Genomic DNA, 26,829 nt, shown 5'->3' on the forward strand with positions numbered 1-26,829 from the left:
GAATCTATTCCCCCGCTGGGAATCTATCGTAAGTTGTTTGTTAGCAATAAGTTGCATCAACACCTCCGTCGAAAGTGCCCAAAATAGATTCCCATGGGTGGGAAACTATTTTGGGGAGGGGACGGATTGGGGATTTCGGATTGCGGATTGCGGAATGGGGGTAAGCGGATGTCATTCTGAGGGAGCTTCCAGCGACTGAAGAATCTCGCCTGCAGCTTAAAGCCTACAGCTTTGACACACGCGCAGCAGCAAACGCCCGCGCAGCCGAAATCGGGCTCGGAGAACCCTCCTACAGCGCGCTTGCGTGATAGATGGTTTCATGGATTTCATGTTCACTCGACTAGATCTTTCCATCCTCCTCCAACAACGAACTACTGACCACAAACAACGGACCAAACAACACCTGTCCATTAGAACACCACACGTGGCCAATTCCCAGCGAAATCCGGTGAGAATCCAAACACCAATTTCACCCTCTGCTGGCCCATTTTCAGGAACAGGGGTTGGGCTATCAGGCCCGGGGAGGGGAGTATTTGAGAATGGAGCGGCGATCCACTCGAGAGGACCGAACCGGTAGGCAGAGCACAAGACTGTCGGTGCCACGCCCGCTGTAAGTTAGCGGGCTGCTTGTGCGGGGTCGCCTACCAAAGCTGCCACCACTTCTTCTGCGGTGATGGATTCGATCGCGGGAGATCGGAGGTTCTCATCGGCACGGTGGAGTTCACGTTTTGACGGGGTGCCGTCGGCCTCGGTCTCAGCTTGCCGACATCGGTGTCGGAGACATATTCCACCCGCAGCACCACGGCCCCTAGCTGTAGCCGGTCGCCGGTCATCAGTACCGAGCGGCTCACCTTCTCGTCGTTCACGTAGGTGCCATTCATCGAATTCAGATCGTGCACCTCCAACGACCCTTCGCCATCGAGATGCAACTCGCAATGGTAGCGGCTGATCGAATGGTGGTTGATCATCACGTCGTTGTTGGGTTCCCGCCCCAGGGTGGCCGGCAAGTGCAACGACCAATCCCTTTCCTCCAGCCCGTTCAGTCGGTTATCGGCAGACAATCTGTATTGCATGTTGACACCCGCCTTCGAAAAGTGTGAGTATCGGTCGTTAACGAATGGCGCGCAAGCAGCACGCGAGACAAGTCCTCTACCGTTGATTGTAGTCGAAAAAGGGGAACCGACTATTCGTAAAAACCCCAATTACTGCAGCGGGGAACCGCTCCCGACCCCACTGAAGTAGGCTGCGCCCGCCATGAAGTCGCTGAGATCTACTCTCGGCGCAGCCCCCTCGTGCAGTTCGCTCAGCCCCCGACACGCCGAGGGTGATGCAAACGAGGCTGATTCGGAGATCGCCGATTTGATTGAGGTTGTGACATCCTCAGCGACTTAACTACGTGCCTCCAAAACGCGTAGGCGTGTCACGCTTGGGGTAGGTTCATCTCAGCCGCGGAGCGGCGGCAGCACATAGCCCGGGGCGTGAGCCACGGGACAGAGATGAACGAGCGCGGCGATCGGATGACCAAGTTCCAGTGGCAACTGGGTTTCGCCGCATTTACCGTCAGCGTTTCGCAGCGGGAGGTTGTGAGTCACTACATCCGCAGTCAACAAGAGCATCATCGCCGGCGGAGCTTTCAGGAAGAGTTCATGGAGTTGCTCAAGCGGCACGAAATTGACTACGACCCGCGCTACGTGTTCGAGCAGGAGCACGTTGGATAAAGCCACTGTCGCCACTCCGTGGCTTGCGTTACCGTCTCCACCTCTTCCCGGGACTTGCGTCCCGGGCTATGCGCTGCCGCCGCTCCGCGGCTAAAAAACGCTACTCCGCCACATCTGCCGACGCAGGTATCGCCGAGCCACCAAACTGCACGAGGTGTGCCCAACCTCCAGTGACTTAGAGCCTACCTATTCGACGCTTGGCCACCAATCGCGTCCCTCAGGTCGACGCCTCCTTGCGCAGTTGGGGCTGCATGTTCTTGATGTCCTCGGCTGCGAAAACTTCGTGACTGCGAGAAGTTCCCGGTCTCTAATGCTTCAACCAGACAGCGACACCTAGGAGCAATGAAACCACGACCACCATTACAAGCATTTCACGAAGGCTGAACTGCCAGGAGCGATGGGAGCGATTGGCTCTCCGAAAACGGAGATACCAGGTCAGAGGCAAGACGGATGCGATCAGCGTAGGCAGCCAAGGGCGAACAGAGAGCGTCAAGAACCAATGGCCGCTACCTGCTGACGGATGACGGAGTCCAAATCCGGGAGTGGGAGCTTCCATAAAACGCGTATTGTCATCCCCTTCAAAAGAATACTTCCAGCCAGTGCGGTAGCTGGGCGTATTGCCAGCACGCTCGGACACACCTTCTCTTTGCTTCTCGACGTCACTAGCTGGCAGCGGCGAGTGCGAAGCGTGGAATCGAAGCGTGTTTGAATACCATCGGACTTGCCAGGTGCTAACGTGGGCTTCGTCCGGATGAGGCTTGCTAATACGGCTGACACTGATTTGTTCGAAGTGCCCCAGGCTTCGTGCCCAAAATCCGGCCGTCACCAAGCACACGGCCAACGAAACTGCTGCGGCAACGTTAAATAAGCACTTCCCCATCGCACTCGTGACTCCATCGGATCGAGGCTACTGTCGAGTCCTTAGAGAGACGTTACCGCAGATTAGTTCCCCGCAAATCGCAAAATCGGGTCAAAGCAAGTCGTCGGAGTACCTCCTTGTCTCGCTTGATTAAAAACGCTTGGCTGATTGTAGGTGCGTAGGTGTGCCCCACTTGAGCCGCTTAGCCACCAACAATTTGCCCTCAGGTCCACGGAGGCTCCCACAGCTGGCAACTGAATTCTTGCGGCTGCTAGCGTTGTTTCTCGCCGCAGAACCCTTAGCACCCGCAGAGTCGGCAAGAATTGTTGCCAAATGTCATCATCCGTTGTGGGAAAACGGCATCATCGGTGTCGTCAGGCGGCATATTTTAACGCGCGACTCCCGCGATCCAGCGGAGAGCCGCTCTCGTTTTCCCAAACCGGAACCATGAACCGCCTAGCCAGCTCAACGCGAACCCTTACCTTGGTTGCCATCGTTGCGACGATTGCTACCGCTGGGGGGTGTGCGCTTAGCGGGATGCCTCGCATCGACCCGACTGGGCAGCGGTTATTGATCTGGCCGAACGAGCCAACGCCAACGCTGTCGGCCACCGCCCCGGCGGCCGCTCCCACGTTGGTGCCAGGCACCACGGCCGCGTTGCCGACGACTCCCGGCAACACCACGACCGCTCCGGTGTATACCGATCCCTATTTGCCGGGGGCCGGCACCTCGACCACCGACTGGCTCGGTCGCCCCGTGGTGGTGGGTCCTGCGGTCGCCTCGAGCACGGGGCAACCAATCGCTGGCATACCGCAGCAGGTCGCCTATCCGCCAGGCGAAGCGGTCCGCATAACTCCCTCACGCATTCTCGCCCCGGTGGGAAGCGAAGTCATACTGGTCGCCGGCGTCTGCGCCGAAAACGGCTACCTGCGAACCAATGAACGCATCGAGTGGATGCTCGACCGGGCTGGCACGGGACAGATTGTCACGGTCGGCGGGCGGGGCGAGCTCGATATGTTCCGCTTGCCGCAGAACACTCCCCGCAAGGTCGATAATTACTTTGCGATCGGTGCCACCTCGCCCTTCAACGAGTGCCTGGACCGCGGCACGCCCGACCCCAACGACGACGTGCAAATCCGCCGCGGCGATGCCTGGGCAACAATCACGTCACCCGCCGAAGGCACAACGTACGTCACCGCCTACGCACCGAATGTGCCGAACTGGCAAGGTCGCACCGCGAGGTCCACCATCTACTGGATCGACGCCCAGTGGAGCTTCCCTGCTTCGGTCACCTTGGCCCCTGGCGAAACACACACGCTCACCACCACGGTCACCCGTCAGAGCGACGGGGCTCCGATCAAAGGTTGGATTGTCCGCTACAAAGTAGCCGGCGGCAGCGCCGGCCTTGGCTATGGCGACGGCCCCATCAGCGACGAAACCACCGACGACCAAGGTCGCGCGAGCGTTCGCATTTCGCCGACCGATGCTCGTGGCGGCACCACGAACGTGCAGATCGAAATCGTCCGCCCCGAGCAAGCGGGCTACGCGGCCAGCCCTCGCGTAACGCTGGCCCAAGGCGCGGCCACGATAAGCTGGGCCGACGGAGGTATCGCCGGGTCGCCGAATCCCTCGCTACCGACCACTCCACCGCCGGCGTTGGAACCGACTCCCGATTCGTCGGGTGGCTCGGACTCCGGCGGACTCGATTGGAATAACACCCCGATCCCCCCGGCGCCGCCGCTCGACAACACGCCATCGGGACCTGCGTCGCCTAGCGAAACCGGCACGCCCGATTTAGCGGTCGACATCCAGCAACTCACGCCCGATCCCCTGAAAGTGGGCGACGTGGTTCGTTACCAAATTACCGTCAGCAACCAAGGCAATGGCACCGCGCGGAACGTGAAACTGCGCGACGACTTCGACCTGGGACTGGTGAGCGACGTGGTCGCCACGGGGCAGCAATACATCGAAAGCGATCCGTTGCAGGTGGTGAACCTCGATCCGCAGCAAACCTGGCAGCCCCCTGCCCTGGAGTTTCGGATCACACGAGCCGGCAGCTTGTCGCACAGCGTGACCGTGTCGGCCCAGAACGCTGTAAGTCGCACCCAGCGGGCTTTGCTCAACGCCGTTGCCGAAGCGGAGCCCGTGGAACCGCAACTTAACGTGACCATCGTGGGTCCCCCACGCAAGGACGTTGGTCAAACCGCTGAGTTTCGCTTAACCATTGAAAACACCGGTACCGTTGCGGCAACCAACGTGGTCGCCATCGTGGAGTTGGATGCCGAACTGAAACCGCTGAAAGCCACCGAACCATTCGATAGCATCTACTACGAACAAACGGGGCAAATACGCTGGACCTTTGCTCGTATTGAGCCTGGCCAACGCTTCCAGCAAGATGTGCTTTGTGATTGCCAAGCCTCCTCGATGAGCAGTTGCGCGCGTGGCGTCGTCCAGGCAGCCGGGTTGGCACAAGCGATCACGCAATCGCAATGCGTCGAAATCCGCCAACCGCTTGGCGGCGGGGGAATCTCTCCTCCTCCGACCACGATCCCCGATAACACCACTCAGCCTCCGCCCAGCAATCCCAACAGTGGCGGGCTCGGGGTGGGGGTGCGATTTTCGGTGACTCAACCAAGAGTACAGCAGCGCGTACTGATTACGGTCACGGTACAAAACAACGACACCGTGGCCAAACAGGGGCTCAGCCTGCACTTCCTGGTGCCCAAAGTCGTGCAGCCCGACCTTACGTTGATTCAGCCGCAACAACTCGTACAGCGAGGGACGCTTGGCAACTTGGGACAGGAACTCACGGTCGGCCCAATGCCAGATATCGCCCCAGGTGGTACGGTTAGTGTGATGATTCCAGTCGACGCAGTCTCCCCCGGCAGGGGTGAGTTCTACGTCAGCACTATCTTGCCTGGGTCTCCCGAAGTCCCCTACAATTGTCCGATCGACGTTCAACCTCGGTAGTTGGTGACACGAATGCCAACGCGATTTGTCCTGCTCCGTCACGATGTCCCCCCTGAGTTCGGTCGCGCAAGTCACTGGGACTTGCTACTCGAACAAGCCGATGCCTGCGCAACCTGGGCGCTCGACGAGTTGCCCGCTGGTTTGTCGGCCGAGAGCAATCTGCTAGTGGTCGTCGCGCTGCGACTAGGCGACCATCGCAAGCACTACCTCGACTACGAAGGCCCCGTGAGCGGCAACCGTGGAGTGGTGAGCCAGGTAACGTCGGGCACCTGCGAGTGGCTGGAAGATTCGCCCGACCGGGTGGTGGTGGAGTTAGCGATGTCGCACACCGAACTGCAAGTGCAGCTCCAGCGAATCGACGACGAGCGCTGGGAACTGAAGGTGGAGTAACCCACTCTGCTTACTCGAACAAATCGGTCTTGGCTGTCGGCTTGCGGCTTTCGGTCACCGTTTCGGCCGGTGAGGCGATCGTACGCCCCGAGAGAAACATCTCGCCGTCGGCCAGCTCAATCGCCTCGAGCACACGCTGCTGGGCGTCTTCGGTATCCCACAAACCGTGCTCGACGATCATCACCGTATTGCCATCGGACTGAGTCCAGCGAACCGGCAGGCCGACTCGGTTCGACTCGCGGCCAAGCTGATCGACCAGTTCCTTGGTGGGCCAGGGAAGCGACCCCGCCAGCACCTGCTTGATCTCGACCGCCAAATCGCCTTCTTCGGTGACAAACGGCTCGAGATACACGCTGATCACGACGTCCATGCCCGACTTATGCGCCCGGGCGGCGAGAATCAGATCGTCGGCGGTGATAGTGACGCGAGGGTCCTGTACTTCCTGCGGCAACAAGTTGGGGAACGACTCGGGCAGCTTGAATGCCAGCCAGCCGTTGACCTCCTGGGCGGAAATGACCGTTTGCCACTCCCCTTCGGCCTGAACATCGCTAGTGAGGGTCGTAAAGCGGTTTTCGAGCTGGCGACTGCTCTCTTCGAGCACCTCGACCGGCTGTTCGAGGGCTAATTCGTAGTACGGCTGGGTGGAAGTGACCGCCCAGTACATGCTGCCAGCTCCGATGCCAAGCACGAGAATCACCCCGAGAATGGCCAGCAGGATAATACGTTTGAGCATGATTTATCCTGGTTCTGGCGGGCATCGGGGAAAGGAAGTTCGCGACGAATCGTAGGCAAGCAGCCGATTCAGGTCAACGTTTTTCGGGCCGGGGCTCGGTCTGGGGGGCGATTTACGGGGATGCTTACCTTTCTCGAACTGCTTGCGCCCACTAGAATTACGGCTTTTCCAGCAGTTTGGTTTGAGAAACAAGAATCCGGTTATGGACGACTCGCAACAATCCGACGATCAAAACCTCACCGATCCCCGCGCAGCCCGCCGTCGGAAGCTCGAAGCTCTACGCCAGCTCGGCGTCGATCCCTGGGGCGGTCGCTTCGAGAATCACGAGGCGATCGGCGACATTCGCAACCGCCTGGGCGAGATCGTCTACCGCATCGAGGATGGCACCGAAGTCGCCCTGCCCGACTTCGCCGCCCAGGGCGAGGACTTTAATTTCCGCCAATGGAAGGCCGACCAAGGCAAAGGCGAGCTCGTCGGCCCCGTGGTCCGCGCGGCCGGTCGCATCATGCTGCATCGGAACAAGGGCAAGTTACACTTCATCGACCTGAAGGACATGACTGGCAGCGTCCAGCTGATGGTTGGCAAGAACCAGGTCGGCGACGACTGGGCAGTGGTCGAACAGCTCGACCTGGGCGACATCGTCGGCGTCGACGGCATGCTGGTCGTCTCCAACACCGGCGAGCTCTCCATTCTGGCCGATCGGGTGCACTTCCTCACCAAGACGCTCGATCCCCCGCCTGAAAAGCACCATGGCCTGAGCGACCCCGAACTGCGTCAGCGGATGCGGTACGTCGACCTGATCCACACCGATGGGGTGATGGAGACCTTTCTGCAGCGTACCCGCATTGTCCGCAGCATTCGCGACACCCTGGCGACCCGCAAGTTCGTAGAGGTCGAAGGCCCCACGCTGCACTCCATCGCCGGCGGGGCAGCGGCTCGGCCATTCAATACGCACCACAACGCACTCGATATCCCGCTGTACCTGCGAATCGCCCTCGAATTGCACCTGAAGCGGCTCTTGGTCGGTGGTATCGAACGGGTTTACGAGCTGGGACGGGTCTACCGCAACGAGGGCATTAGCCCCAAGCACAACCCCGAATTCACGATGCTTGAGGTCTACGAGGCATACGGCAACTATCACACGATGATGGATTTGACCGAAGCCTGCATCGTCGACGCGATCAAAGCCAAGGCTGGCGACAACAGCGGCGAAGTCTCCTACGTGCTGCCGTGGAAGGATGGCACCATCGACTTTACCCCGCCGTTCGCCCGCAAGACCTACGACGAGCTGTTCGCCGAGCACACGGGAGTCGATCCCAACGACCAGGAAGCGGTCGCGAAGCTAGCAGCGGAAATTGGTTTTGAAACCAAGGGCCGTCACCCCGACGTGATCAAGAGCGACGTGTTCGAAGAAAAGGTAGAAGATGCGCTCGAGGGGCCGGTGTTCGTAATTGACTATCCTGCCAGCATTTGCCCCCTTACCAAGCGTAAGCGGGACAATCCCGACGTTGCCGAGCGGTTCGAGCTGTTCATCAAAGGCATGGAAGTCGCCAACGCCTATACCGAGCTAAACGACCCCGACCTGCAGGAAGAGCTGTTTAAGACCCAGCTCGATGGTCTGAGCGAAGAAGACTCGATGGCCAAGATGGATCACGACTTCATCCGCGCGCTGCGCAACGGCATGCCCCCCGCGGGTGGTTTGGGCATCGGCATCGACCGTCTGGTGATGCTGCTGACAAACTCGCAGACCATTCGCGACGTCATCCTGTTCCCGCTCCTCCGGCCTGAGACCACCTGATGAAACGCCTCGCCCGATTTTCGTTGCGAGATGTCATCTACGTCACGACCATCGTCGCCCTGGCGCTGGCCTTATGGCTCACTTCGCGAAAAGTGCCCGAGCCGACGCGCCCGGGTAGCTTTCCCGTCGGTGGCCCGCAAACCACGGTTACTGGGCCGCTGCTGGTGAACTATCGCCAGCAGACGAGCGCGAGTTCTAGCAGCGGAAGCGACAATGTTCCGATGCGGGCTTTGCATTTTTTGGACGACGCGGTGGTCTTCGAGTACGAATCGGGGGGATTCATGTACCTCGAAAAATCGAGAATCGTCAATCTCTCCTGGCGGGTCGACGAGTAGCTTAGCTAGCACTAGCTAAACCGCTCTGGGCGCAGGGGGCCGGTGGGCGTTATTCTGCCACTCCCCCATGCGGCTGCATGCATGCAGCGAGACTCTACACCTACTAGCCACGGATTGGCGATGTATAAACTTCTCTTGTGTTGGCGGTACCTCAAGACGCGCTACATTGCGCTGGCGTGCATCGTCAGCGTCACGCTCGGCGTGGCAACCATGATCGTGGTGAATAGCGTCATGGGTGGCGTCTCACGAGAAACCAAAGAGCGCATGAACGACGTGCTCGGCGACATCACCATCCGCGGCCGCAGCCTCGAGGGAATTCCTAACTACGAATGGCACCACCAGGAAATCATGCGACTACTCGGCGACGACGTCGTCGCCATGACCCCAGTGGCCCACGTGCCAGCGATGCTCGGCTACTACACTTCGGGCCAGTACATGACCCAGCAAGTGCAGGTGATGGGCATCGATCCCGAAAGCTACAATCAGGTCTGCGCTTACACCGAGTTCCTGCAACACCCCGAGAACCGCGAGCATCCCGATTTCGAGCTGAAAGACTCCGGTTACGACACCGTGGACCACTCGGCTTCGAACCCGGCGAAGGCCCAATCGCGCGAAGTGATGGCAACCGCGGGATGGTTGCACCGCCGGCAAGTGGCCGAGTTCAATAAGCGGCTCGAAGTATCCCCTGAGTCGACTCACCTGCAGGACACCGACGACAATCCTCACAACCCGTTTGCCGCCGAATCGGCTCCGGTTGCCGAGGACTTCAATCCAGCGACCGATCAACACACCGGCACCGTCGTACAGCTTGGCTTCTGCACCCATGAAACCGGCGCCGGCGGCATCGGCTTTCACCTGCTGCCTGGCGACGACATCGAAATCACCTTTCCCTCAGCGGGTCGTCCTCCCAAGCCGCTGGTTTCGAAGCTCACGGTTACCGACCTGTACGACAGCAAAATCCAAATGGTCGACGGCAACATCATTTTCATGCCGCTCGATAAGCTGCAGGAAATGCGCGGCATGATCGATCCCCAAAGCGGCGTTCGCTTCGTGAATGCGATTCAACTGAAACTCAAGCCTGGCGTCGATCAAAATACTGCCCGCGACCTACTCCGCGAGCACTTCCAGCCCCACCTGTATAGCGTCTACACCTGGCGCGACCTGCAAGGTCCCATGCTCACGGCTATTACCGTGGAGATCGTGATTCTCAACCTGCTGCTGTTCCTGATTATCGCCGTTGCTGGGTTCGGTATTCTCGCCATCTTCTTCATGATTGTGGTCGAGAAAACCCGCGACATCGGCATCCTCAAGAGCCTGGGAGCGTCGAGCAGCGGAGTGATGGGCATCTTCCTGACCTATGGGTTCAGCCTCGGCCTGGTAGGCGCCGGATGTGGCGTGCTGCTTGGTTTAATCATTGCTTACAACGTGCAAGAGATCGCGGAAGCGTTTGCCGTATTCGCGGGTATCGATCTGTACGACTCGTCGATCTATCCCACGCTGGAGATCCCCACTTTGGTCGAGCCGTTTACGGTCTCGTGGATCGCGTTGGGAGCGATGGGCATCGCGGTGCTGGCGAGCGTATTCCCTGCCCTGCGAGCCGCCAAGATGCACCCGGTCGAAGCACTGCGTTTCGAGTAAACCACACCCCGTCGTCGCGCACGCCAATCCCCCTTCCTGCTGTTAAACGTCATGAGCACCAATCCCACCTTCGCTCCCATTTTGTCGACCGTCGACTTGCATAAGTGCTATCGCAAGGGAGCGATCGAAGTGCCTGTGCTCAATGGGGCGAACCTTTCGGTGTCGGAAGGGGAAATGGTTTCGATCATCGGCCAAAGTGGTAGTGGCAAAAGCACGCTGCTGCACTTGATGGGCACGCTCGACCAGCCCGACTCTGGCGAAATCCACTTTCAGGGCAACCGCATCGACAACCTCACCGCGGCCGGACGCGACGTGCTTCGCAACCGCTACATCGGCCTGATCTTTCAGTTCTATCACCTGCTGCCTGAGCTTACGACTATCGAGAACGTGCTGGCGCCGATGATGATTCGCCACTCGGTGTGGGGCTACTGGGCCAACCGTCGCAAGTATCGCGAGCGGGCGAAGGAACTACTCGAAACCGTTGGGCTGAGCCATCGCTTGAACCACAAGCCACGGGAACTCTCCGGCGGCGAGATGCAACGCACCGCCATCGCCCGGGCGCTGATTTCCGAGCCAATCCTGCTGCTGGCCGACGAGCCAACCGGCAACCTCGACCGCCAGACCGGCGAAGAGATCCTTACCGTGCTCCGTCGCCTGAACGACGAGCGTCAGCTGACCATCGTGATGGTCACGCACGACCCGTCGATTGCCGCGGGGGCCGATCGCACCATTCAGCTCGTCGAAGGCCGGGTGAAAACCAGCAACCAGGCAGCCGCCTAACGGCCCATTGGGCCTTCCAGACGAGGGAAAAACGTCGTCTTCGGCTGCCGGCTTTCGCCTAAGCTAAGCTTATGCAGCCTTGCTATCTTGGCTAATTTTGGGTCGCCTGTTCGGGCGGGCCCCGTTATTCCTCACCAGCGGGTCAGGCGTTATCATATACCGCTCGTTGTTCACGAACCATTTTCGCTTTTCGAGTGTCGCTTGGGCATGGCTAAACTTATCTACATCAGCGGTGATTATTTTCCCCCGGAAGACGCCAAAATCAGCGTCTTCGACCACGGGCTTTTGTATGGCGACGGCGTCTTCGAAGGCCTGCGGATCTATTCCGGCAAGGTATTCCGACTCGACGACCACATTCAGCGGCTGTACGAGTCGGCCAAAGCCATTGTGCTCGACATCCCGCTCACGCCGGCCGAGATGGCCCAGGCGATTAACGAGACGGTCGCCAAGAACGGCCTCGACGATGGTTACGTACGGGCCATCGTGACCCGTGGCTCTGGCACCCTGGGACTCGATCCCAACCGGTGCAGCAACCCTGAGATTATCATCATCGCCTCGACGATTACACTCTACCCGCAAGAGTATTACGACAACGGGCTCGAGATCGTCACGGTGAGCACCATCCGCAACCATCCAGCCGCGCTCAGCCCGCGGATCAAGTCGCTCAACTACCTGAATAACATCCTGGCCAAGATCGAAGGTCTGCAAGCTGGCTGCATCGAAGCCCTCATGCTCAATCACAAGGGCGAAGTGGCCGAGTGCACCGGTGACAACGTCTTCATCGTGAAGGATGGCAAGTTGCTCACGCCGCCGCTCGATGCGGGCATCCTGGCAGGCGTCACCCGTCAGGCCGTGATCGAGCTGGCACTCGATCTCAATTTCCCGTTCGCTGAGCAGGTGCTTACGAAGCACGACGTGTACGTGGCCGACGAATGCTTCCTGACCGGCAGCGCAGCCGAAATCGTGCCGGTAGTGACCGTCGACACCCGCAGCATCGGCACCGGCAAGCCCGGCCCAGTCACCAAGCAACTGACCGACGCGTTCCACAAGATGGTCCGCAGCTAGCGGGAGTAGGCTCGGTTTACCCGCCATGGTATTGAGGCAATCATTCCATTGCCGTCGCCTGTAACTCTCCTGGCTTACGAAGTGAGAGCCCAGTCGCGTACGGCTGGAACCCTGCGTTAAGGAACTTTCGATGTCGCTTGATACCCCCGAAGACTTTGCCCAACTCGGCGAGCACCTCCAGCAGATCGATCCGGTGTTCCAGGAGTTTCTGAAGGCTCACGAGTATCGCGACAACACTGGGACGCTGGGGCGATATCCGCATCGCAGCGCGGTGCAGGAGTCGGAGATTCAGCGGAAGATTGATCTCTACATGGAGAACAACCGCAGTACCGGCAGGCCGTACGAGGAGTTCGAAAGTTCGGTCCCGTACTCGTTATGGGCCGGTGCCTGGGTCGACGACGTTGGTCAACGCTACTCCGACGGTGGCGAGATGATCTTCGAGCGACTCCCGTTCGACCAGATCGCTCCAAAACTCGCTGCGTACCTAACTCAAGCAGCGGCTTTCCTGGCTCCCTACACTAAAGAGCAACTAATCGCCGAGTGCAAACCGTTTAGCTTAGGGTAAGCGAACTTACGCTGCTGATGCGAGAAATGCACAAGCGGTTGTCCAATCGCTACTTGCTGGCAACGCTCTGGCGTTGGAATTCGGCGTTCGACACCGAGCGGAAGCTTACCAGTTGCTCGTCGACCAGCGTGATCCGGGCACGATCGTCTTTCGACAGCCGCCAGGTAAACGTGTGCTCGGCTCGCAGTTCGGTGTCGCCTTCGCCGGTCAGGCTGTTGCCGGCAATGCTCAACGTGACCTCGGTGGGATAGACGTTGTGGTTCTCGAGCGACTTGTTAAGAGCCAAGCGTGGCGTCGGCGGCGTGGGGCTGCCAAGCATGCAATTCAGTTTTGCGTAGGCGTCGAAGTAGTTCCGCAGGTCGGTCCAGGCCTCCGAGCGGTTCACCGGCTTGGTCGCCGCCTTGTAGGTCATCTGCGGATGCACCAAGCTCAGTTCGCCAGTCTCGGTGTCGAACGATTCGGCAAAGTTCGGATCGGCCGAGAAAACCAACAGCGGATGCTGCTGCAGGCGAGCCCAGCCGCGGAGTTTCTCAATGGCCACATCCATGCGATCGGTCGATAGTTCGGTCTTGATGCTGAGATTCGGATCGAGCAACACGAACCGACCAGGCTGGTCGTTCATGCCATGGCGATAGATAGAGACCCGGCTCGTGGTTTCGACGAAGTCGTAAACCACGCCGTTTTGGAACAAAGTGGTGTTCTGCGAGACGGGAACTTCCTCGTCGCCAGAATAGACTTTGGTTTCGATACGAAAATCCACCGCCAAGGCGGCGGGAGTTAGCAGTACGATTAGCATCCAAGCCATCAGACCGCGTAGCATGATTCTCTCCTTCGAATTTGGGCACGCATCTTCGGTTCGCCGGAGATTAGGAGCTTTACAAAGGAGTGTAAACATCAATCGACAAGTTTCGCGGATCGACGCATCCAGTCCGCGGTTCTGCTATCATCTATCACCGGCGATAAACTCCTCCCCCTATCTCCTGCAACACGCAAGAACACTTATGAAGACTCAATCACTGCTTAGCGCGATGTTTGTTTGCCTTGCCTTTGCTAGCATGGCTGGTGCTGCCGAACCGGTGTCGGCACCTGAGCCTTATGGCGCGCTCCCTAGCGAGCGCCAGCTGGAGTGGCATAACAAAGAGTTTTATGGATTCCTGCACTTCACCACAAATACCTTTACCGACAAAGAATGGGGCTACGGCGACGAGAGCCCCGAGGTGTTCAATCCCACCGACTTCGATGCCGACCAGATTGTGAGCGTCGCCAAGGCTGCTGGCATGAAGGGGCTGATCCTCACTTGCAAGCATCACGATGGCTTCTGCTTGTGGCCCAGCAAGTACACCGAGCACTCGGTGAAGCACAGCCCCTGGAAGGATGGCAAGGGAGACGTGGTCCGCGAGATCTCCGACGCCTGCCAGCGCCACGGTATTGCGTTCGGAGTGTACCTGTCGCCTTGGGATCGCAATTACGCGGGCTATGGCAAGCCGGAGTACATCGAGTACTACCGCCACCAGATGAAAGAGTTGCTTACCAACTACGGGGAGGTATTCGAAGTTTGGCTCGACGGCGCCAACGGCGGCGACGGCTACTACGGCGGCACCCGCGAGACTCGCCGCATCGATCGCTCGACTTACTACGACTGGCCGAACACCATCGAACTGGTCCGCCAGCTACAACCCAAAGCGATGATCTTCTCCGACGCAGGTCCCGACGTTCGCTGGATCGGCAACGAACAGGGGTTCGCCAACGAAACGTGCTGGGCCACCTATACCCCCCACGTGAATGGCGATGAGAAGATCGCCGGCCCAGGCACCACCATCTACCAGGAAGGTACCACCGGCCACGCGGACGGCGAGTTCTGGATGCCTGGCGAAGCCGACGTATCGATTCGGCCGGGCTGGTTCTACCATGCTTCGCAGGACGACAAAGTGCGTTCGGCCGACAATCTGATGGACCTTTACTTCAAGTCGGTAGGGCGTGGCTCGTCGTTCCTGCTGAACCTTCCTCCTGATCGCCGAGGCCTGATCCACGAGAACGATCAAGCGTCGCTTAGTAAGTTCCGCGAGCAACTCGATGCGTTGTTCGCGAACAATCTGGCCACCAAGGCCGAGATCACCGCGTCGAACACCCGCGGTGATAGCGAGCAGTTTGCCACCAAACATCTGGTCGATGGCGACCGCGAAACCTATTGGGCGACCGACGACGATAGCACCGAAGCCTCGCTGATCTTGGAGTTCAGTGAGCCAGCGACTTTTCACATTGTCGATCTTCGCGAGTACCTTCCGCTGGGGCAGCGAGTTCGCTCGTGGAAGCTTGAGCAGTGGCAAGATGGCCAATGGCAGGAGTTTGCCGCTGGCAAGTCGATTGGCAATCGCCGACTCTGGCGGGGCGACGAGATCACCACCTCGAAGGTCCGCATCACGGTCGACGGCCCCGTCTGCCCAGCTTTGAGCGAGGTCGGACTGTACCAGCTGTAATCCAAACGCGACGGGCGACGGGCGACGATCGACCTAGTCGTCTTTGTCGCCCGTCAGCGTGCCGAGCAACTGTTCGAGCTGTTTGGTAACCGATTCCAACGTATAAGGGTCGTCGTCCGCAGGTGGGCGACCTGGCACGTCGAACTTCGGCCGCTCCAGGTATATCCGCCCCCACTGGGCATCCACATCGCGAACCAGATCACGCAACCGGCTTTCAGAGAGCATCACCTCGCGGCAATACTTGCCCAGCCCCACTAGCGGTTGGTCGTATCCAACCTCCATCAGAGTCTGGCTGGTCGCCGCGCGGCGGAGCAGCACGACCTCGAGCGCCCCCTCGGCGTCGCGCAGATGCTTTTCCAGATAGTCTTCAATCACCAATTCAGCGCGACGTTTTGCCGTGACCGGCGAAGCCCCCTTCATCAGGTCACCCCCACCCAGGCGTCCAATCGCCTCGGCGAGCGAAAACTTGCGGTGCTCGCGAATCTTGTTCTCGAGCTCCTGCATCTCTTCTTGAGTCCATTCGGGCGGATGTTCCATGTCGGCCTCCGTAGGTCAAGTTGCAAACGACGACGCAAGCTCCGCCCGGGTCGCCACCCAGCTACTGCGAACGGACGTCCCCCTCATTCTCGTGCCATTCGAGTGTCAGCGAAAGGCGCTAAGCCGGTGAGTCGTGCTTCCAGACAATCGGAAAGCCCTGCTCGTTCAACCATGCTTCGACATCGCGGACCGAACGTTCGTCGGTAATCGGGAACTGCTCGCCGCCATCGGGCTCGTCGTCGCCATACCCGCCCGGCGAGGTCGAACTCCCTGCGCTTAGCTGGGTGATGCAAATCTGCGCGAGCTTATTTCGTAGCTCTGGTGTTTCGCGAGTCGACAGCACCAGTGTCGCTTCTGGAAAAGCCAATCGTAGCGTGCAGTAGTAGCGAATCAGGTCTTCGTCCGACACGCGATAGGGAATGGTGAAGTCGTCAGGTGCTTCGTGAATACGCGGCAAGCCAAACGAAAGCTTCAACTCCGGAAACCGCTGCGACAGGTAACTGGCATGGCGGATCATTGCGAGCATGTCCTGCTCGGGATCCGCGAGCCCCAACAGCACCCCAAACCCAACGCGGCCGATGCCCGCCTCGGCGGCGCGGTCTTGCGATTCGAGCCGCCAGTAGTAGTTGGCTTTGGGCCCCCGCGGATGGTAAGCCGCGTACAGTTGTTCGTCGTAGGTTTCCTGATAGAGCGTCAGTCCACAAGCTCCCGCTTGGGCCATCTGAGCATACGCCGACAAAGACTGCGGGGCGATTTCGATCGCGGGCTCGATTCCTCGCGAGCCTAATCGCTGCACGACTTCGCTGTAGTAGTCGGCAGTGGTCAGTCGCGGGAACTCTCCCCCAACGACCAAGATATGACCAAACCCATGCTGCTCGAGATGATGAATCTGTTGGTCGACTTCGTCCATCGTTAGTTGTCGACGATCCATATCGATCGTGTAGCGGAACCCACAATAGGTGCAGTGGTTCACGCAATGGCTCGACACGTACAGCGGAGCATACAGCAGCATTGGCCACCGCGGCCCATGCGCCGACGTAGTGGTGGCAAACACCTCGGCGGTCTTCTGCTGGGCGCGGGAGATGAGCGGTTCGAGCGGGTACTCCAAGTCGAGTACTTCCAGCACTACCGACCAAGCGTCGGAGGTTTCGCCCTGGCCGGTCACCGCTTGCACGGTGCGCCGCACTGGCCGGTCGCCCTGCCCTCGCAGTTCGGTCGCGGTGCGAAGGAGCGTTTCGGCGAGTTCGGCATCTCGCGGGGTGAGGTTGCTCGCGTGCTCGTTTAACAGCTGATAGCGCCAGCGTTCGAGCTTCTCCGCCAGAGTGTGCGAATCGGGCGACTTCGCCCACCCTTGTTCCAGACACTCCTGCACCTGCTCGACCAGAGCAAGGTGATGCCCCGCATGGTCATCCGTTTGTTGGAGCCATTCGGCGTAAGAACTCAACGTTGGGAGCGATGCAGCGGACACGGCTGGCTAAGAGGGGAGATCCAAAGTTAGTAGCGACACTACTTAGATCCTATCGCTCAAACGGCTGAACTTCTAGTGAGCCACCGCCGGGAATTCAGACCACTGCGGCAATCTGTTGTTTCAACCAGCGGGCGGCTCGCACCATTTGTGGACGCACGGCCAAAGTAGGCGTGTGAGTGATGTGGTAAATCGACTTGCTGCCGGTGCGAAGCCGCAGCTTGTACTGTTCACCGCCAACTCCCATGTCGAGATGCTGGTCGCCCCGGGCGATGCTATCGGCAATCAACCGCTTCAGCAGCACGTTGCCCACTCCCCCGACCGGAGTCGACGGATCGTATCCCATCCGCATTCCGATCAGCCGACCTTGATGCTGATACCCATACCAGAAGGCGACCGGCTTACCGGCAAGTCGCAGAAGGGCCATATCGACCATTCCCTGTCGAGCTGCTGCTGCGTGGCAATCGCGAAAGAAACCAACGTACTCGCGATCCGACAGCGTGTTGCCAGTAGTCGAAGCCGATTGCCAGGAAGTCGAAGCGATCTGTTCGCACTCGTCGTAGAGATCCCAACGCTCGTCGCCGCCTCCTTCGCGGCGAGGCCCTGGGCGGTGGCGTTCAAACGTCACTTCGCCAAACTCACTCACTCGTCGTTCATGGCGGCGAAGTTCATGGCGTGTCTTCTTCGACAACGATGCCAGGTACTCTTCCCCGTTAGTGAAAGCAGCAAGATCGATCACCGAAGTCTCGTCCTGCAATTGGCTATCGGCGGCAAGCCCAGCGAGTCGCATCGCGTTGCGGGTGCGACCATGATCCACCGCATCGACGTCGGTCCACCCCAAATCGATTTGGTCCCAATCGCGCGGAGTGCTTGCCAAATACCTCATCGCAGCCATGAGCGTGGCTGTTTGATTCTTACCAATGGGGCCATAAAACGACGCCCAGTTGTCGAGTGGGTAAGTCAGCACGTCGAGCGTACCGAGTCGATGACGTCGCTCGATAACGCAGAGCGGAAGTATACCAACCGCCTGTCCCGCCACACGCACGATCAGCACCCGCAGACGCTTGTCGCTACCATCGTGTCGCCAGAAGTTCTCGAGCCATTCGAAGGTGTGATGAAAACTCGCGTTCGGGGTTTCCTCCAGTAGAGAATTCCACAAGAGCCGATAATTGGCTAGCGTGCGAAGGTCGTTAATCTCTTGGACTTCAGCCATCGATCAACCTAGAACTACTTGAGAAGGGGCATGAGGAGCAGCTGGCGACTGGTTTGGTCAACCACGTCAGAGCATTACGCAACCAGCATGCCAAGACTACCAGTTAGCCCCCCACGGCAGCCAATCGGCCAGAAAATCGCTATAATCGACACGGTCGAATCGCCCGACTTGGTGACGCCATGTTTCGAAATTACAACCATGTCGTCGCATGGCGACAAATAGCTTTCCCTCCCTCTCGCCCCCTGTGCCTACGCTGCCGATGAAGTCTTCGGAACTAGAGTTGATTCAAGCCATTCACGCTTCGCCGATGCGAGCGGTGATCGCGATGACAGGTGGGGGAAGCTCGGCCATCGGTGAGTTGCTGACCGTGCCTGGAGGATCGCAAACGGTGCTCGACGCCCAGGTTCCTTACAGCCTGGCGGCCCTTTCGGAGTGGTTAGGAGCTGAGCCTGAGCAAGCCTGCTGCGAACGAACCGCGAGGGCGATGGCGATGGCTGCATTCATGCGAGCCCGCAAACTGGACGATTCAGACGCGGCGATCGCAGGAGTGGCGGTAACTGCCTCGCTGGCGACCGACCGCCCGAAACGAGGCGAGCATCGCATCCACGTCGCGTACCAAACTCGCTCCACGACCTGCGCCCTATCGCTCGTACTCGCCAAGGGAGCACGCACCCGCGAGCAGGAGGAAACCCTCACAGCCAGACTAGTGCTTCATGCGTTGGCCGAGGCCGCAGGTCTTCGTTCGCGGATGGAACTTGAATTACTGTCGAACGAAAAAGTGACTCGCCGTCAGGTGGATGGGCAGCAGGATTGGCAAAAACTACTCTCCGGCGAGGTCCCCTTCGTTAGCAGCCAATCTCGTGGAGCCACCGACACGATTGCCATCTACCCGGGGGCCTTCAATCCGCTGCATGCTGGGCATGTGGAGATTGCGGCGCTGGCCGAGGAAATCCTCGACTGTCATCTGCTATACGAGCTATCGATTGCCAATGTCGACAAGCCACCGCTCGATTACGTAGAGATCGAATCGCGGGCGGTTCAGTTCGAAGGCAAGCCGCTGCTGCTCACCAGTGCTGCAACATTCGTAGAGAAGGCAAAACTCTTCCCGAACACCACCTTCGTGGTCGGTGCCGATACGATCGCCCGCATCGGCGACGCCCGCTACTACGGCGGCAGCATCCGCCAGCGTGATATGGCCATCGCCGAACTCGCTGAACTGGGGGCGAAGTTTCTGGTGTTTGGGCGGCAAATCAGCGGCGAATACCAATCGCTCAAAACGCTTGGTTTGCCACGCTCGCTCGTACAGATATCGACCGCGGTGGCCGAATCCACCTTCCGCAAGGATCTGTCGAGCAGCGAACTACGCCATTCACTCCACTAAGCAGTCGAGCTTCACGAATCGATAGCGATCACGGACCGACGACGTGTCCCATCCACAGGGCGTAACTCACCGGCGCGGCAAGCATCAGCGAATCAAGCAGATCGAGGAAGCCGCCGAAGCCGGGCATCCAGGTGCTCGAGTCTTTCACGCCAGCGTCGCGTTTCAGCAGGCTGATCGCCAGGTCGCCGAGAATGCCGGCGGTGCCAACGACCACCGCGTAGATCAGCGCGCCGGTAAACCAGGCTGCAAACGTTTGCTCGTGGTCGCACCCCAACCAGTTCGCAACCGGACCGAGAAAGAACATGGTGCCGCCGATCGAGGCCAGGTAGCCGCCCATGGTGCCTTCCCAGGTTTTGCCCGGGCTCAGCTTGGGGGTCATCCGATGGCGACCAAACGCGTGCCCAGCGACATAAGCGCCGGTGTCGTTGAGCTTTACCGTGGCAATCGTCGTGAGCAACGCAAGCATTCCCCATCGGCAGTCGTCGTGCCAGACGCCGCCGGAGATGATGCGTAGTTGGACGACAAAGCCCATCAGCCCTCCAGCGTAGGCGATGGCAAACATGGTCCTAGCGAGCCTGGTCGCGATGGTTCCCGGTGGTTGGTCGGGCCCGTCGTAGGTACGCATCTCGTACATCAAAGCCAGCAGCAAGCCACCGATGATGCCCCAGGCGATCCAACCGGTCCGCCCGCTCACACCTCCATCGGGGTAGAAGAGAGTCATCGGTGCGGTCGCGGCAAACACGGTGAACATCGTGGCCGTGTAAACCAGGGGACGCGAGGGGATGCTCGAGGTGCGATCTCGCTTGGCCTCGGCAATGCTCATTTCTTTCCGCTTGGCGGCCGCCTTTTCGTAGAGGCCCAGCAACTCTCCCGCGCACATCCAGGCGCCAACCACGGCCAAGGGAAGCATCACCATGCCAGGGCGGGGACCAAAGTGGTCGAGCCACGCCAAGCCCAGCACGAGCGTGATTGCGATCGCAGCCAGAATGAGTCGCCAACGAAGCATCGATGCGGAGCCGTAGGTCAGGGGAGATTGGTCGGAGTATTACGAGTCGGCAACATCATACCATTATGCCAGATCGGGCAGGCCCCCAAAACGGCGGTCCCGCGATGCGTAGGCGCGAATCGCTTCGTGCAGCGCTTCCTCGTCGAACTCCGGCCAGCAGCGATCGGTCACCCATATCTCGGCGTAACTAATCTGCCAGAGCAGGAAATTGCTTACCCGCATCTCGCCCGCGGTGCGTACCAACAAGTCGGGATCCGCCAATCCCGCTGTATACAAGTGCCCCGAGATGGTCTCCTCGGTAATGTCTTCGGGTTCGAGCAGGCCTTGCCGCACCTTGGCAGCCAGCGCCCGGGTAGCATCGACCAGCTCGCCACGGCCACCGTAGTTGATGGCCAGATTGAGCCACATGCCGGAGTTGCTGCGGCTCATTTCGATGGTCTTGTCGAGTTCGGCCAGCACGTGATCGGGAATCGCTTCGCGGCGGCCGAGCATCCGAACCCGCAGGTTGTTCCGCATGATCGATTCCCGCTCGTCGATGATGTACTGCTTGAGCAGCAGCATCAGGAATTCGATCTCTTCGGCCGGGCGTTTCCAGTTCTCGCTCGACAAGCAATAGAGCGTTATCTGACCGATGCCCAGATCGGAGCACAGCTCGGTGACCTCTCGCACCACGCTCGCCCCGCGCTGATGACCTTCCACACGCGGCAAACCACGACGCTGGGCCCACCGCCCGTTGCCATCCATAATCATCGCGATATGGGCGGGACGGCGCTCGGGGGGCACGTCGGCTAGCGGGGGTGTGTCGGGAGCGTTCGCCATACCATCGCCCCAGGTCAGCTCTGCGTCAGCGACTTATTGACCACGATGGTTTGCTCGCGGCCGGGGCCTACCGAAACCACATCGACCGGGCAGCCGACTAACTCGGCAATGCGGTCGAGATAAGCGTGCGCGGCGGCTGGCAGATCTTCGTAGGTTTTCACCTGGTCGATCTCTTCCTTCCAGCCAGGCACCGTCTCGTAGATCGGCTTGACCTTCCGCAAGTCGTCGACGTGGGCGGGGAACACATTGGTCCGCTCGCCGTCGATTTCGTAGGCGGTGCAGATGTTGATTTCGTCGAGCCCGCTCAACACGTCCATCAGCATCACGCATAAAGCGTCGACCCCACCCAAGCGGGCGGTGTAGCGGATGGCCACTGCGTCGATCCAACCGCAACGGCGTGGACGACGGGTAACCGTGCCGTACTCGTTGCCTCGGTCGCGGAGATACTGACCGGTCTCGTTATCGAGTTCCGTGGGGAACGGACCACCACCGACACGGGTGGAGTAGGCTTTTACCACGCCGAGCACGTAGTTCATGTACTTGCCAGGCACGCCGGAACCGTTCGAGATACCAACGCCTGAGCTGTTGCTGCTGGTCACGTAGGGGTAGGTGCCATGGTCGACATCGAGCAGCGAGCCTTGGGCCCCCTCGAACAGCACCTTCTCGTTGTTCTCCAGCGCGGTGAGCAGCAGGTCGGTGGTGTCGGCCACAAACGGCTTGAGCCGTTCGGCGAAGTCGGAGTACTGCTTGTAGATGGCCTCGGCGTCGAGCGGCTCGAAGTCGCCCCCTTCGACCATAGCGGCTAGCACCTGGTTCTTCGCCTTGGTGATGTGTTCGATTCGCTCGCGGAAGTCGGCGCGATACATGTCGCCCAGCCGAATCGCATGGCTACGGGCCACCTTATCGCGGTAGCAAGGTCCGATGCCGCGCTGCGTGGTGCCGATGCTCTCGCCGCCGGTGCTGGTATCGAGCACACGGTCTTCGGCAAAGTGCCAGGGAAGAATCACGTGCGTGCGACTGCTGATTTTCAGGCTATCGCCGTCGAGCACGATGCCGCGGCTGGTGAGCTCGTCGATTTCTTCGAGCACCCGATCGGGGTTCAGCACGACGCCGCCGGTGATCAGGCAGGTGACCCCGGGAGTGAGCACGCCGCTGGGGAGCAGCGAGAGTTTATAGACCTCGTCGCCGACGACTACCGTATGACCGGCATTCGCACCGCCCTGATAGCGCACTACGTAACGTTGTCCCGCCGTCAGTAAGTCGACGATCTTGCCTTTTGCTTCGTCGCCCCATTGGAGCCCTATGACACAAGTTCCAGACACGCCGGTTGCCCTCAATCACACACCATGAAAACCCCAAACCCCGGATTCTAGGCGTCGTCACGGGGCGTGGTCAACCTAGCGAGGGCGCATAAAGATTCCCAGGCGGCTTTCGCCACCTGGGAATCGTGAGTTCCGCGGTCAAAACGAGCGATTTCGCTCGGTTTCGACTATTTGATCTGCAGGTCGTAAGGCAGCATCAGGACCACCTGATCCTGGAATACCCGCTGCAGCATCTCGGCACGGCTTAACAGAGCCTTCAGCTCGGGGTGAATCTGGCCAAGGCCGAGATCGACCTTGATTTTCACCTCTTTTTCAGCACCGGTGTTGCCGAACAGCGACTCGAAGAAGTCGGGGGCTTCGGGCAACGTCATCAGTTTCACCTCTTCGTCGTCGGCGATCTTGGCCAGTTTCTTGGCTTCGGAAATCGCGTCTTCCAGGGTGCCGAGTTCGTCGACCAGGCCGTTGGCCTTGGCCTGACGGCCGGTGTACACCTTACCGCCGGCAAGTTTTTTTAGCTGCTCAAGCGGCATGCCGCGTCCTTCGGCGGCTTTGCTGGTGAACTGCTTGTAGGTGTCCTCCATCATTTCCCGCATGGCTTTTCGCTCGCTCTCGGTCCACTTGTCGGTGGAAGAGAAGACGCCGCTGTTGGCCCCACGGCTAATGGTTTCGACGGTCAGGCCGAGCTTGTCGTACAGTCCGCCGAGAGCCATTTTGCCGCCAACCACGCCGATGGAGCCGGTGATGGTGGTGGGCTCGGCTAGGATCTTGTCGGTGCCCATCGCGATGTAGTAACCGCCGCTGGCAGCCACGTCGCCCATGCTGGCGACGATCGGCTTATCGAGCGACTCAATCTGGCTCCACATCAAATCGCTTGCCAAGGCCGAACCGCCAGGGCTGTTGATTCGCAGTACGATGGCGGCCACGTCTTCGTCGTCGTTGGCGGTCCGCAAAGCTTCGATGATGGTGGTCGACCCCATGGAGCTCGACGAACCGAACAAATCGGGCTCGCTCTTACCGGTGGTGATCGAGCCGGTTGCGTAGACGATAGCAATCTTCTTGCCGCTCGACTTGCTGCTGCTTGAGCTACCCGACATCAGCTTAATGAGCTTGAAAATGCCAGTGGGGCCGGAGAAATCGGTGTCGACCTTCTTCTTGCCATAGTTTTCGACGTATACCAGATTGTCGGTGTTGTACGACTTGGCCAAGCTCTGACGCAACTCGGTCGCGTAGGCCACCTTGTCGATAAGGCCTAGTTCTTTGGCCTGCGGCGCGCTGAGGATACCGCGATCGATCGTGGCGACGGCTTCCTCGCGAGTGATGGGGCGTTCGAAAGCGACCGTGGCCACCATCTGCTCGTAGATGTCGTCGATCATGGCGGTCAGGTTGGCACGCACGGGTTCGCTCGACTCGGTGCGAGTGTACGGCTCGGCGAAGCCTTTGGCTTCGCCCATGTGCAGGAAGTCGGCCTCAACGCCAAGCTTGTCGAGCAGACCTTTGTAGAACATCCGCTCCATGGTGACGCCGGTGATGGCCAGCGTGCCGGACTCGGGCATCGAGATTTCGTCGCAAGCCGAGGCAATTAGGTAATCCGCGGCCATGCCTGAATCGATTTGGGCGTAAACCTTCTTGCCCTTTGCGCGGAACCGCTTGATGGCTTCGCGGATCTCGTGGATGGTGCCGCGGCCCATCGAAGCGCCGTCGATCTTGAGCACCAGGCCTTGGATTTCGTCGTCGTTGGCCGCCCGCTCCATCCGCTCGAGGGTGGTCTTGAGGTCGGAGGTCAGTTCGCCAAGCAAACCGCTACCGCCGGGCGATTCGGGCAGGGCACCGGAAAGCTGCATCAGGGCCAAGCGGACCTTCTCGACCTTTTTGGACTCTTCTTTCTTGCCCTCTTTGTCTTTTTTGGCCTGCTTGTCCTGCTTGGACTCTTCCTTCTTGTCGGCCTTGGCTTCGGTCTTCTCGGCTGGCTTTTCGGCCACCGCGGTATCGGCCATGGCGGAATTAAACGTGCACGACGCAAAGATGGCTAGAGCCATGCAGCAGGCACCTAATGCCGTTGGGCGGAGGGTGGAAAGGGACATGAACTCGGTCTCGCTCTAATCGTTGTTCCAGATGGGAAAAAGTAGGACAGGCCGTTAAAGATGGCGTGTCCCTAATAATTGGTTCTTAAGGTTACCCACCCGCTTCCGGTTGGGTTTCAAACTTTACCCATTTTTGCCAGTCGGGCCGACGACTTCCAGCTTGTTCCCGGAATGACCGCACGGAATCAGCGGAATCTAGCAGTTTTCCACCGCAAAACCGCTCTGGCCGCCGGATTGCCGGTTTGCTAACGTTCGCCCGAATCAAAACCGACCGGGCGTTCGCCCGGTTGGGCTATGCGTGCTTTGTGAACGACTTATCTCACGATTGTCTGAGGAAATCCTGATGCGAAAGCTACTCGCTCCAGTTGTCCCCCTGATGTGCCTGGTGGCCGTTGCTCCGCTCGCCCTGGCCGAGACACCCTGGCAGATGTTTGCCCCGGTCGACCGCGTTGAGTCGGGTCCCGAAGGCGATTACACCTTGAGCGAAACCAGTGGCCCCTGGATGGTGATGGCCGCCACGTTCAGCGGCATGGGAGCCGAAGATCAGGCTCGCGCCCTGGTGCTCGAACTACGCCGCGAGCATAACCTGAAAGCCTACATTCACGAAATGACCTTCGATCACTCCAGCGACGAGCGCCTCGGCCGTGGAGTCGATCGCTACGGCTCGCCGCTCCGCATGCGTTATCAAAGTGGCGAACAGAATCATGAGATCGCCGTGTTGGTGGGCGACTTCCCCAATATTCAGGACCGCGAGGCGCAAAAGCTGCTCGATGCCATCAAAAAGATGCGCCCCGAAGCTCTGGCTGGTAGCCCTGGCACCACGGCTCAGAACCTGGCCGCCGAGCGCGAGTATATCGCCCGCATTCGCGGCGGGCACGATGCTCCACCCATGAGCAAGGCGTTCCTCACCCGCAACCCGATCCTGCCGGCCGAGTACTTCAAGCCAAAGGGGGTCGACCCGTTTGTCGCCAAGATGAACAGCGGTGCCGAGTTCACCGTGCTCAAGTGCCCGAAGAAATACACGGTGAAAATCGCCACGTTCGAAGGGCATGTCACCCTGCAAGGTTCGTTCTCGAGCAGCGGCAGTCGCAACAAATCGAAAGACGAAGGCGAAGCCCTGATGGAAGCGGCCATGAACGCCCACAACATCACCGTGTTCCTCCGCAGCAAAGGCTGGGAAGCCTACGAGTTTCACGATCGCACGCAGAGCTACGTTACGGTTGGTTCGTTCGACACGGTAGCCACCCGCGCGGCGGATGGCAGCATCAAGCCGACTCGTAATGTCGATATCATCCTGCGAACCTTCGGGGCCGCTTACAAAACACCGGATGCTTTGAGCGTCGGCGAGCAGCTTCCCGAAGTCGACCGCAAGCGGGCGGAAGAAGTGGTGCGTCAGTTCAACAACCGCTTCTCCAACCAGCATGGTCAGATTGCGACTGGCTTGCAGCCAAAGTACATCCAGTACGACAAAGATAATTTCATTCCACTCGACATCAACCCCGAAGTGATCGAAGCCCCCAAGCAGTCGGTCACCAGTGCTTACGCCTGGGGACGCTAAAGAACCTCCCCGCCCTGGTGCAGGGCTAGTTTGCGAGTGTGAAACAGATCTACAAACGCCGGCGAGTCGTCGACTCGCCGGCGTTTCCTATGCGCTGCCCCATCATCGGGCAGAAGAGA

At 59.5% G+C, this 26,829-nt stretch carries 22 protein-coding genes; 12 read left to right on the top strand and 10 right to left on the bottom strand.

The features are described from left to right. Positions 1-641: 641 nt before the first annotated feature. Positions 642-1,073, bottom strand: coding sequence for an FHA domain-containing protein (locus Pan181_RS18805; protein WP_145249031.1), 432 nt, complete (start codon positions 1,071-1,073; stop codon positions 642-644). 423 nt (positions 1,074-1,496) lie between these two features. Here Pan181_RS18805 and Pan181_RS18810 point away from each other — a divergent pair, with 423 nt between their 5' ends. The 3 genes from Pan181_RS18810 to Pan181_RS18820 all read left to right on the top strand — a co-directional run bounded on the left by Pan181_RS18810 (position 1,497) and on the right by Pan181_RS18820 (position 5,937). Beyond that, the gene (locus tag Pan181_RS18810; RefSeq protein ID WP_145249033.1) at positions 1,497-1,718 is read left to right on the top strand and encodes a transposase; all 222 of its coding nucleotides are present in this window, start codon (positions 1,497-1,499) and stop codon (positions 1,716-1,718) included. 1,306 nt (positions 1,719-3,024) lie between these two features. After that, positions 3,025-5,547: a COG1361 family protein gene (locus Pan181_RS18815; RefSeq protein WP_197528507.1), complete on the top strand. Its 2,523-nt coding sequence runs from the start codon at positions 3,025-3,027 to the stop codon at positions 5,545-5,547. A gap of 12 nt (positions 5,548-5,559) precedes the next feature. Then, positions 5,560-5,937, top strand: coding sequence for a DNA polymerase ligase N-terminal domain-containing protein (locus Pan181_RS18820; RefSeq protein ID WP_145249037.1), 378 nt, complete (start codon positions 5,560-5,562; stop codon positions 5,935-5,937). Positions 5,938-5,947: 10 nt separating this feature from the next. Here the strand turns inward: Pan181_RS18820 and Pan181_RS18825 are convergent, their stop codons facing one another. Then, entirely contained in the window at positions 5,948-6,670 is a 723-nt protein-coding gene (locus Pan181_RS18825) for a hypothetical protein (protein WP_145249039.1), read from the bottom strand. A 202-nt stretch (positions 6,671-6,872) separates the two neighbouring features. Between Pan181_RS18825 and lysS the strand changes: the two genes are divergently transcribed. The 6 genes from lysS (at position 6,873) to Pan181_RS18855 (ending at position 12,851) form a co-directional block, all read left to right on the top strand. Continuing rightward, complete coding sequence (lysS, locus tag Pan181_RS18830; RefSeq protein WP_145249041.1) at positions 6,873-8,468, top strand: lysine--tRNA ligase; 1,596 nt, start codon at positions 6,873-6,875, stop codon at positions 8,466-8,468. Next, positions 8,468-8,803: a hypothetical protein gene (locus Pan181_RS18835; protein ID WP_145249043.1), complete on the top strand. Its 336-nt coding sequence runs from the start codon at positions 8,468-8,470 to the stop codon at positions 8,801-8,803. Before lysS ends, Pan181_RS18835 begins: the two co-directional genes overlap by 1 nt. Positions 8,804-8,923: 120 nt before the next feature. Then, entirely contained in the window at positions 8,924-10,441 is a 1,518-nt protein-coding gene (locus Pan181_RS18840) for an ABC transporter permease (RefSeq protein ID WP_145249045.1), read from the top strand. A gap of 51 nt (positions 10,442-10,492) precedes the next feature. Next, a complete protein-coding gene (locus tag Pan181_RS18845; RefSeq protein WP_145249047.1) occupies positions 10,493-11,221 on the top strand; it encodes an ABC transporter ATP-binding protein in 729 nt (242 codons plus the stop codon). Between the two features lie 207 nt (positions 11,222-11,428). Beyond that, complete coding sequence (ilvE, locus tag Pan181_RS18850; protein ID WP_145249049.1) at positions 11,429-12,286, top strand: branched-chain-amino-acid transaminase; 858 nt, start codon at positions 11,429-11,431, stop codon at positions 12,284-12,286. A 130-nt stretch (positions 12,287-12,416) separates the two neighbouring features. Continuing rightward, positions 12,417-12,851 carry a hypothetical protein gene (locus Pan181_RS18855; protein WP_145249051.1) on the top strand — a complete coding sequence of 145 codons (435 nt, stop codon included), beginning with the start codon at positions 12,417-12,419 and terminating at the stop codon, positions 12,849-12,851. A 49-nt stretch (positions 12,852-12,900) separates the two neighbouring features. Here the strand turns inward: Pan181_RS18855 and Pan181_RS18860 are convergent, their stop codons facing one another. Beyond that, positions 12,901-13,671, bottom strand: coding sequence for a hypothetical protein (locus Pan181_RS18860; RefSeq protein WP_145249053.1), 771 nt, complete (start codon positions 13,669-13,671; stop codon positions 12,901-12,903). 181 nt (positions 13,672-13,852) lie between these two features. Between Pan181_RS18860 and Pan181_RS18865 the strand changes: the two genes are divergently transcribed. Then, positions 13,853-15,328: an alpha-L-fucosidase gene (locus Pan181_RS18865; RefSeq protein ID WP_145249055.1), complete on the top strand. Its 1,476-nt coding sequence runs from the start codon at positions 13,853-13,855 to the stop codon at positions 15,326-15,328. Between the two features lie 33 nt (positions 15,329-15,361). On the opposite strand, the gene Pan181_RS18870 is transcribed toward Pan181_RS18865, so the two are convergent. The 3 genes from Pan181_RS18870 to Pan181_RS18880 form a co-directional block, all read right to left on the bottom strand. Then, a complete protein-coding gene (locus tag Pan181_RS18870; RefSeq protein ID WP_145249057.1) occupies positions 15,362-15,865 on the bottom strand; it encodes a hypothetical protein in 504 nt (167 codons plus the stop codon). Between the two features lie 118 nt (positions 15,866-15,983). Further along, on the bottom strand, positions 15,984-17,333 hold the full coding sequence (locus tag Pan181_RS18875; RefSeq protein WP_231943642.1) for a radical SAM protein: 1,350 nt from the start codon (positions 17,331-17,333) through the stop codon (positions 15,984-15,986). 94 nt (positions 17,334-17,427) lie between these two features. Further along, complete coding sequence (locus tag Pan181_RS18880; RefSeq protein WP_145249061.1) at positions 17,428-18,543, bottom strand: GNAT family N-acetyltransferase; 1,116 nt, start codon at positions 18,541-18,543, stop codon at positions 17,428-17,430. Positions 18,544-18,802: 259 nt separating this feature from the next. Here Pan181_RS18880 and Pan181_RS18885 point away from each other — a divergent pair, with 259 nt between their 5' ends. After that, positions 18,803-19,924 carry a nucleotidyl transferase family protein gene (locus Pan181_RS18885; RefSeq protein WP_145249063.1) on the top strand — a complete coding sequence of 374 codons (1,122 nt, stop codon included), beginning with the start codon at positions 18,803-18,805 and terminating at the stop codon, positions 19,922-19,924. Between the two features lie 28 nt (positions 19,925-19,952). On the opposite strand, the gene Pan181_RS18890 is transcribed toward Pan181_RS18885, so the two are convergent. The 4 genes from Pan181_RS18890 to sppA all read right to left on the bottom strand — a co-directional run bounded on the left by Pan181_RS18890 (position 19,953) and on the right by sppA (position 25,107). Then, a complete protein-coding gene (locus tag Pan181_RS18890; RefSeq protein WP_145249065.1) occupies positions 19,953-20,930 on the bottom strand; it encodes a phosphatidate cytidylyltransferase in 978 nt (325 codons plus the stop codon). Positions 20,931-20,993: 63 nt separating this feature from the next. Further along, a complete protein-coding gene (locus Pan181_RS18895) occupies positions 20,994-21,749 on the bottom strand; it encodes an isoprenyl transferase (protein WP_145249067.1) in 756 nt (251 codons plus the stop codon). A gap of 14 nt (positions 21,750-21,763) precedes the next feature. Next, positions 21,764-23,071 (bottom strand): adenylosuccinate synthase, encoded by a 1,308-nt coding sequence (locus Pan181_RS18900; protein ID WP_145249069.1) that lies wholly within the window; start codon positions 23,069-23,071, stop codon positions 21,764-21,766. 167 nt (positions 23,072-23,238) lie between these two features. Further along, the gene (sppA, locus tag Pan181_RS18905) at positions 23,239-25,107 is read right to left on the bottom strand and encodes a signal peptide peptidase SppA (RefSeq protein WP_197528508.1); all 1,869 of its coding nucleotides are present in this window, start codon (positions 25,105-25,107) and stop codon (positions 23,239-23,241) included. Between the two features lie 388 nt (positions 25,108-25,495). Here sppA and Pan181_RS18910 point away from each other — a divergent pair, with 388 nt between their 5' ends. Beyond that, a complete protein-coding gene (locus Pan181_RS18910; RefSeq protein WP_145249073.1) occupies positions 25,496-26,710 on the top strand; it encodes a hypothetical protein in 1,215 nt (404 codons plus the stop codon). Positions 26,711-26,829: the final 119 nt, after the last annotated feature.

It is taken from the genome of Aeoliella mucimassa (assembly GCF_007748035.1).
In the GTDB taxonomy this organism is placed as follows: domain Bacteria; phylum Planctomycetota; class Planctomycetia; order Pirellulales; family Lacipirellulaceae; genus Aeoliella; species Aeoliella mucimassa.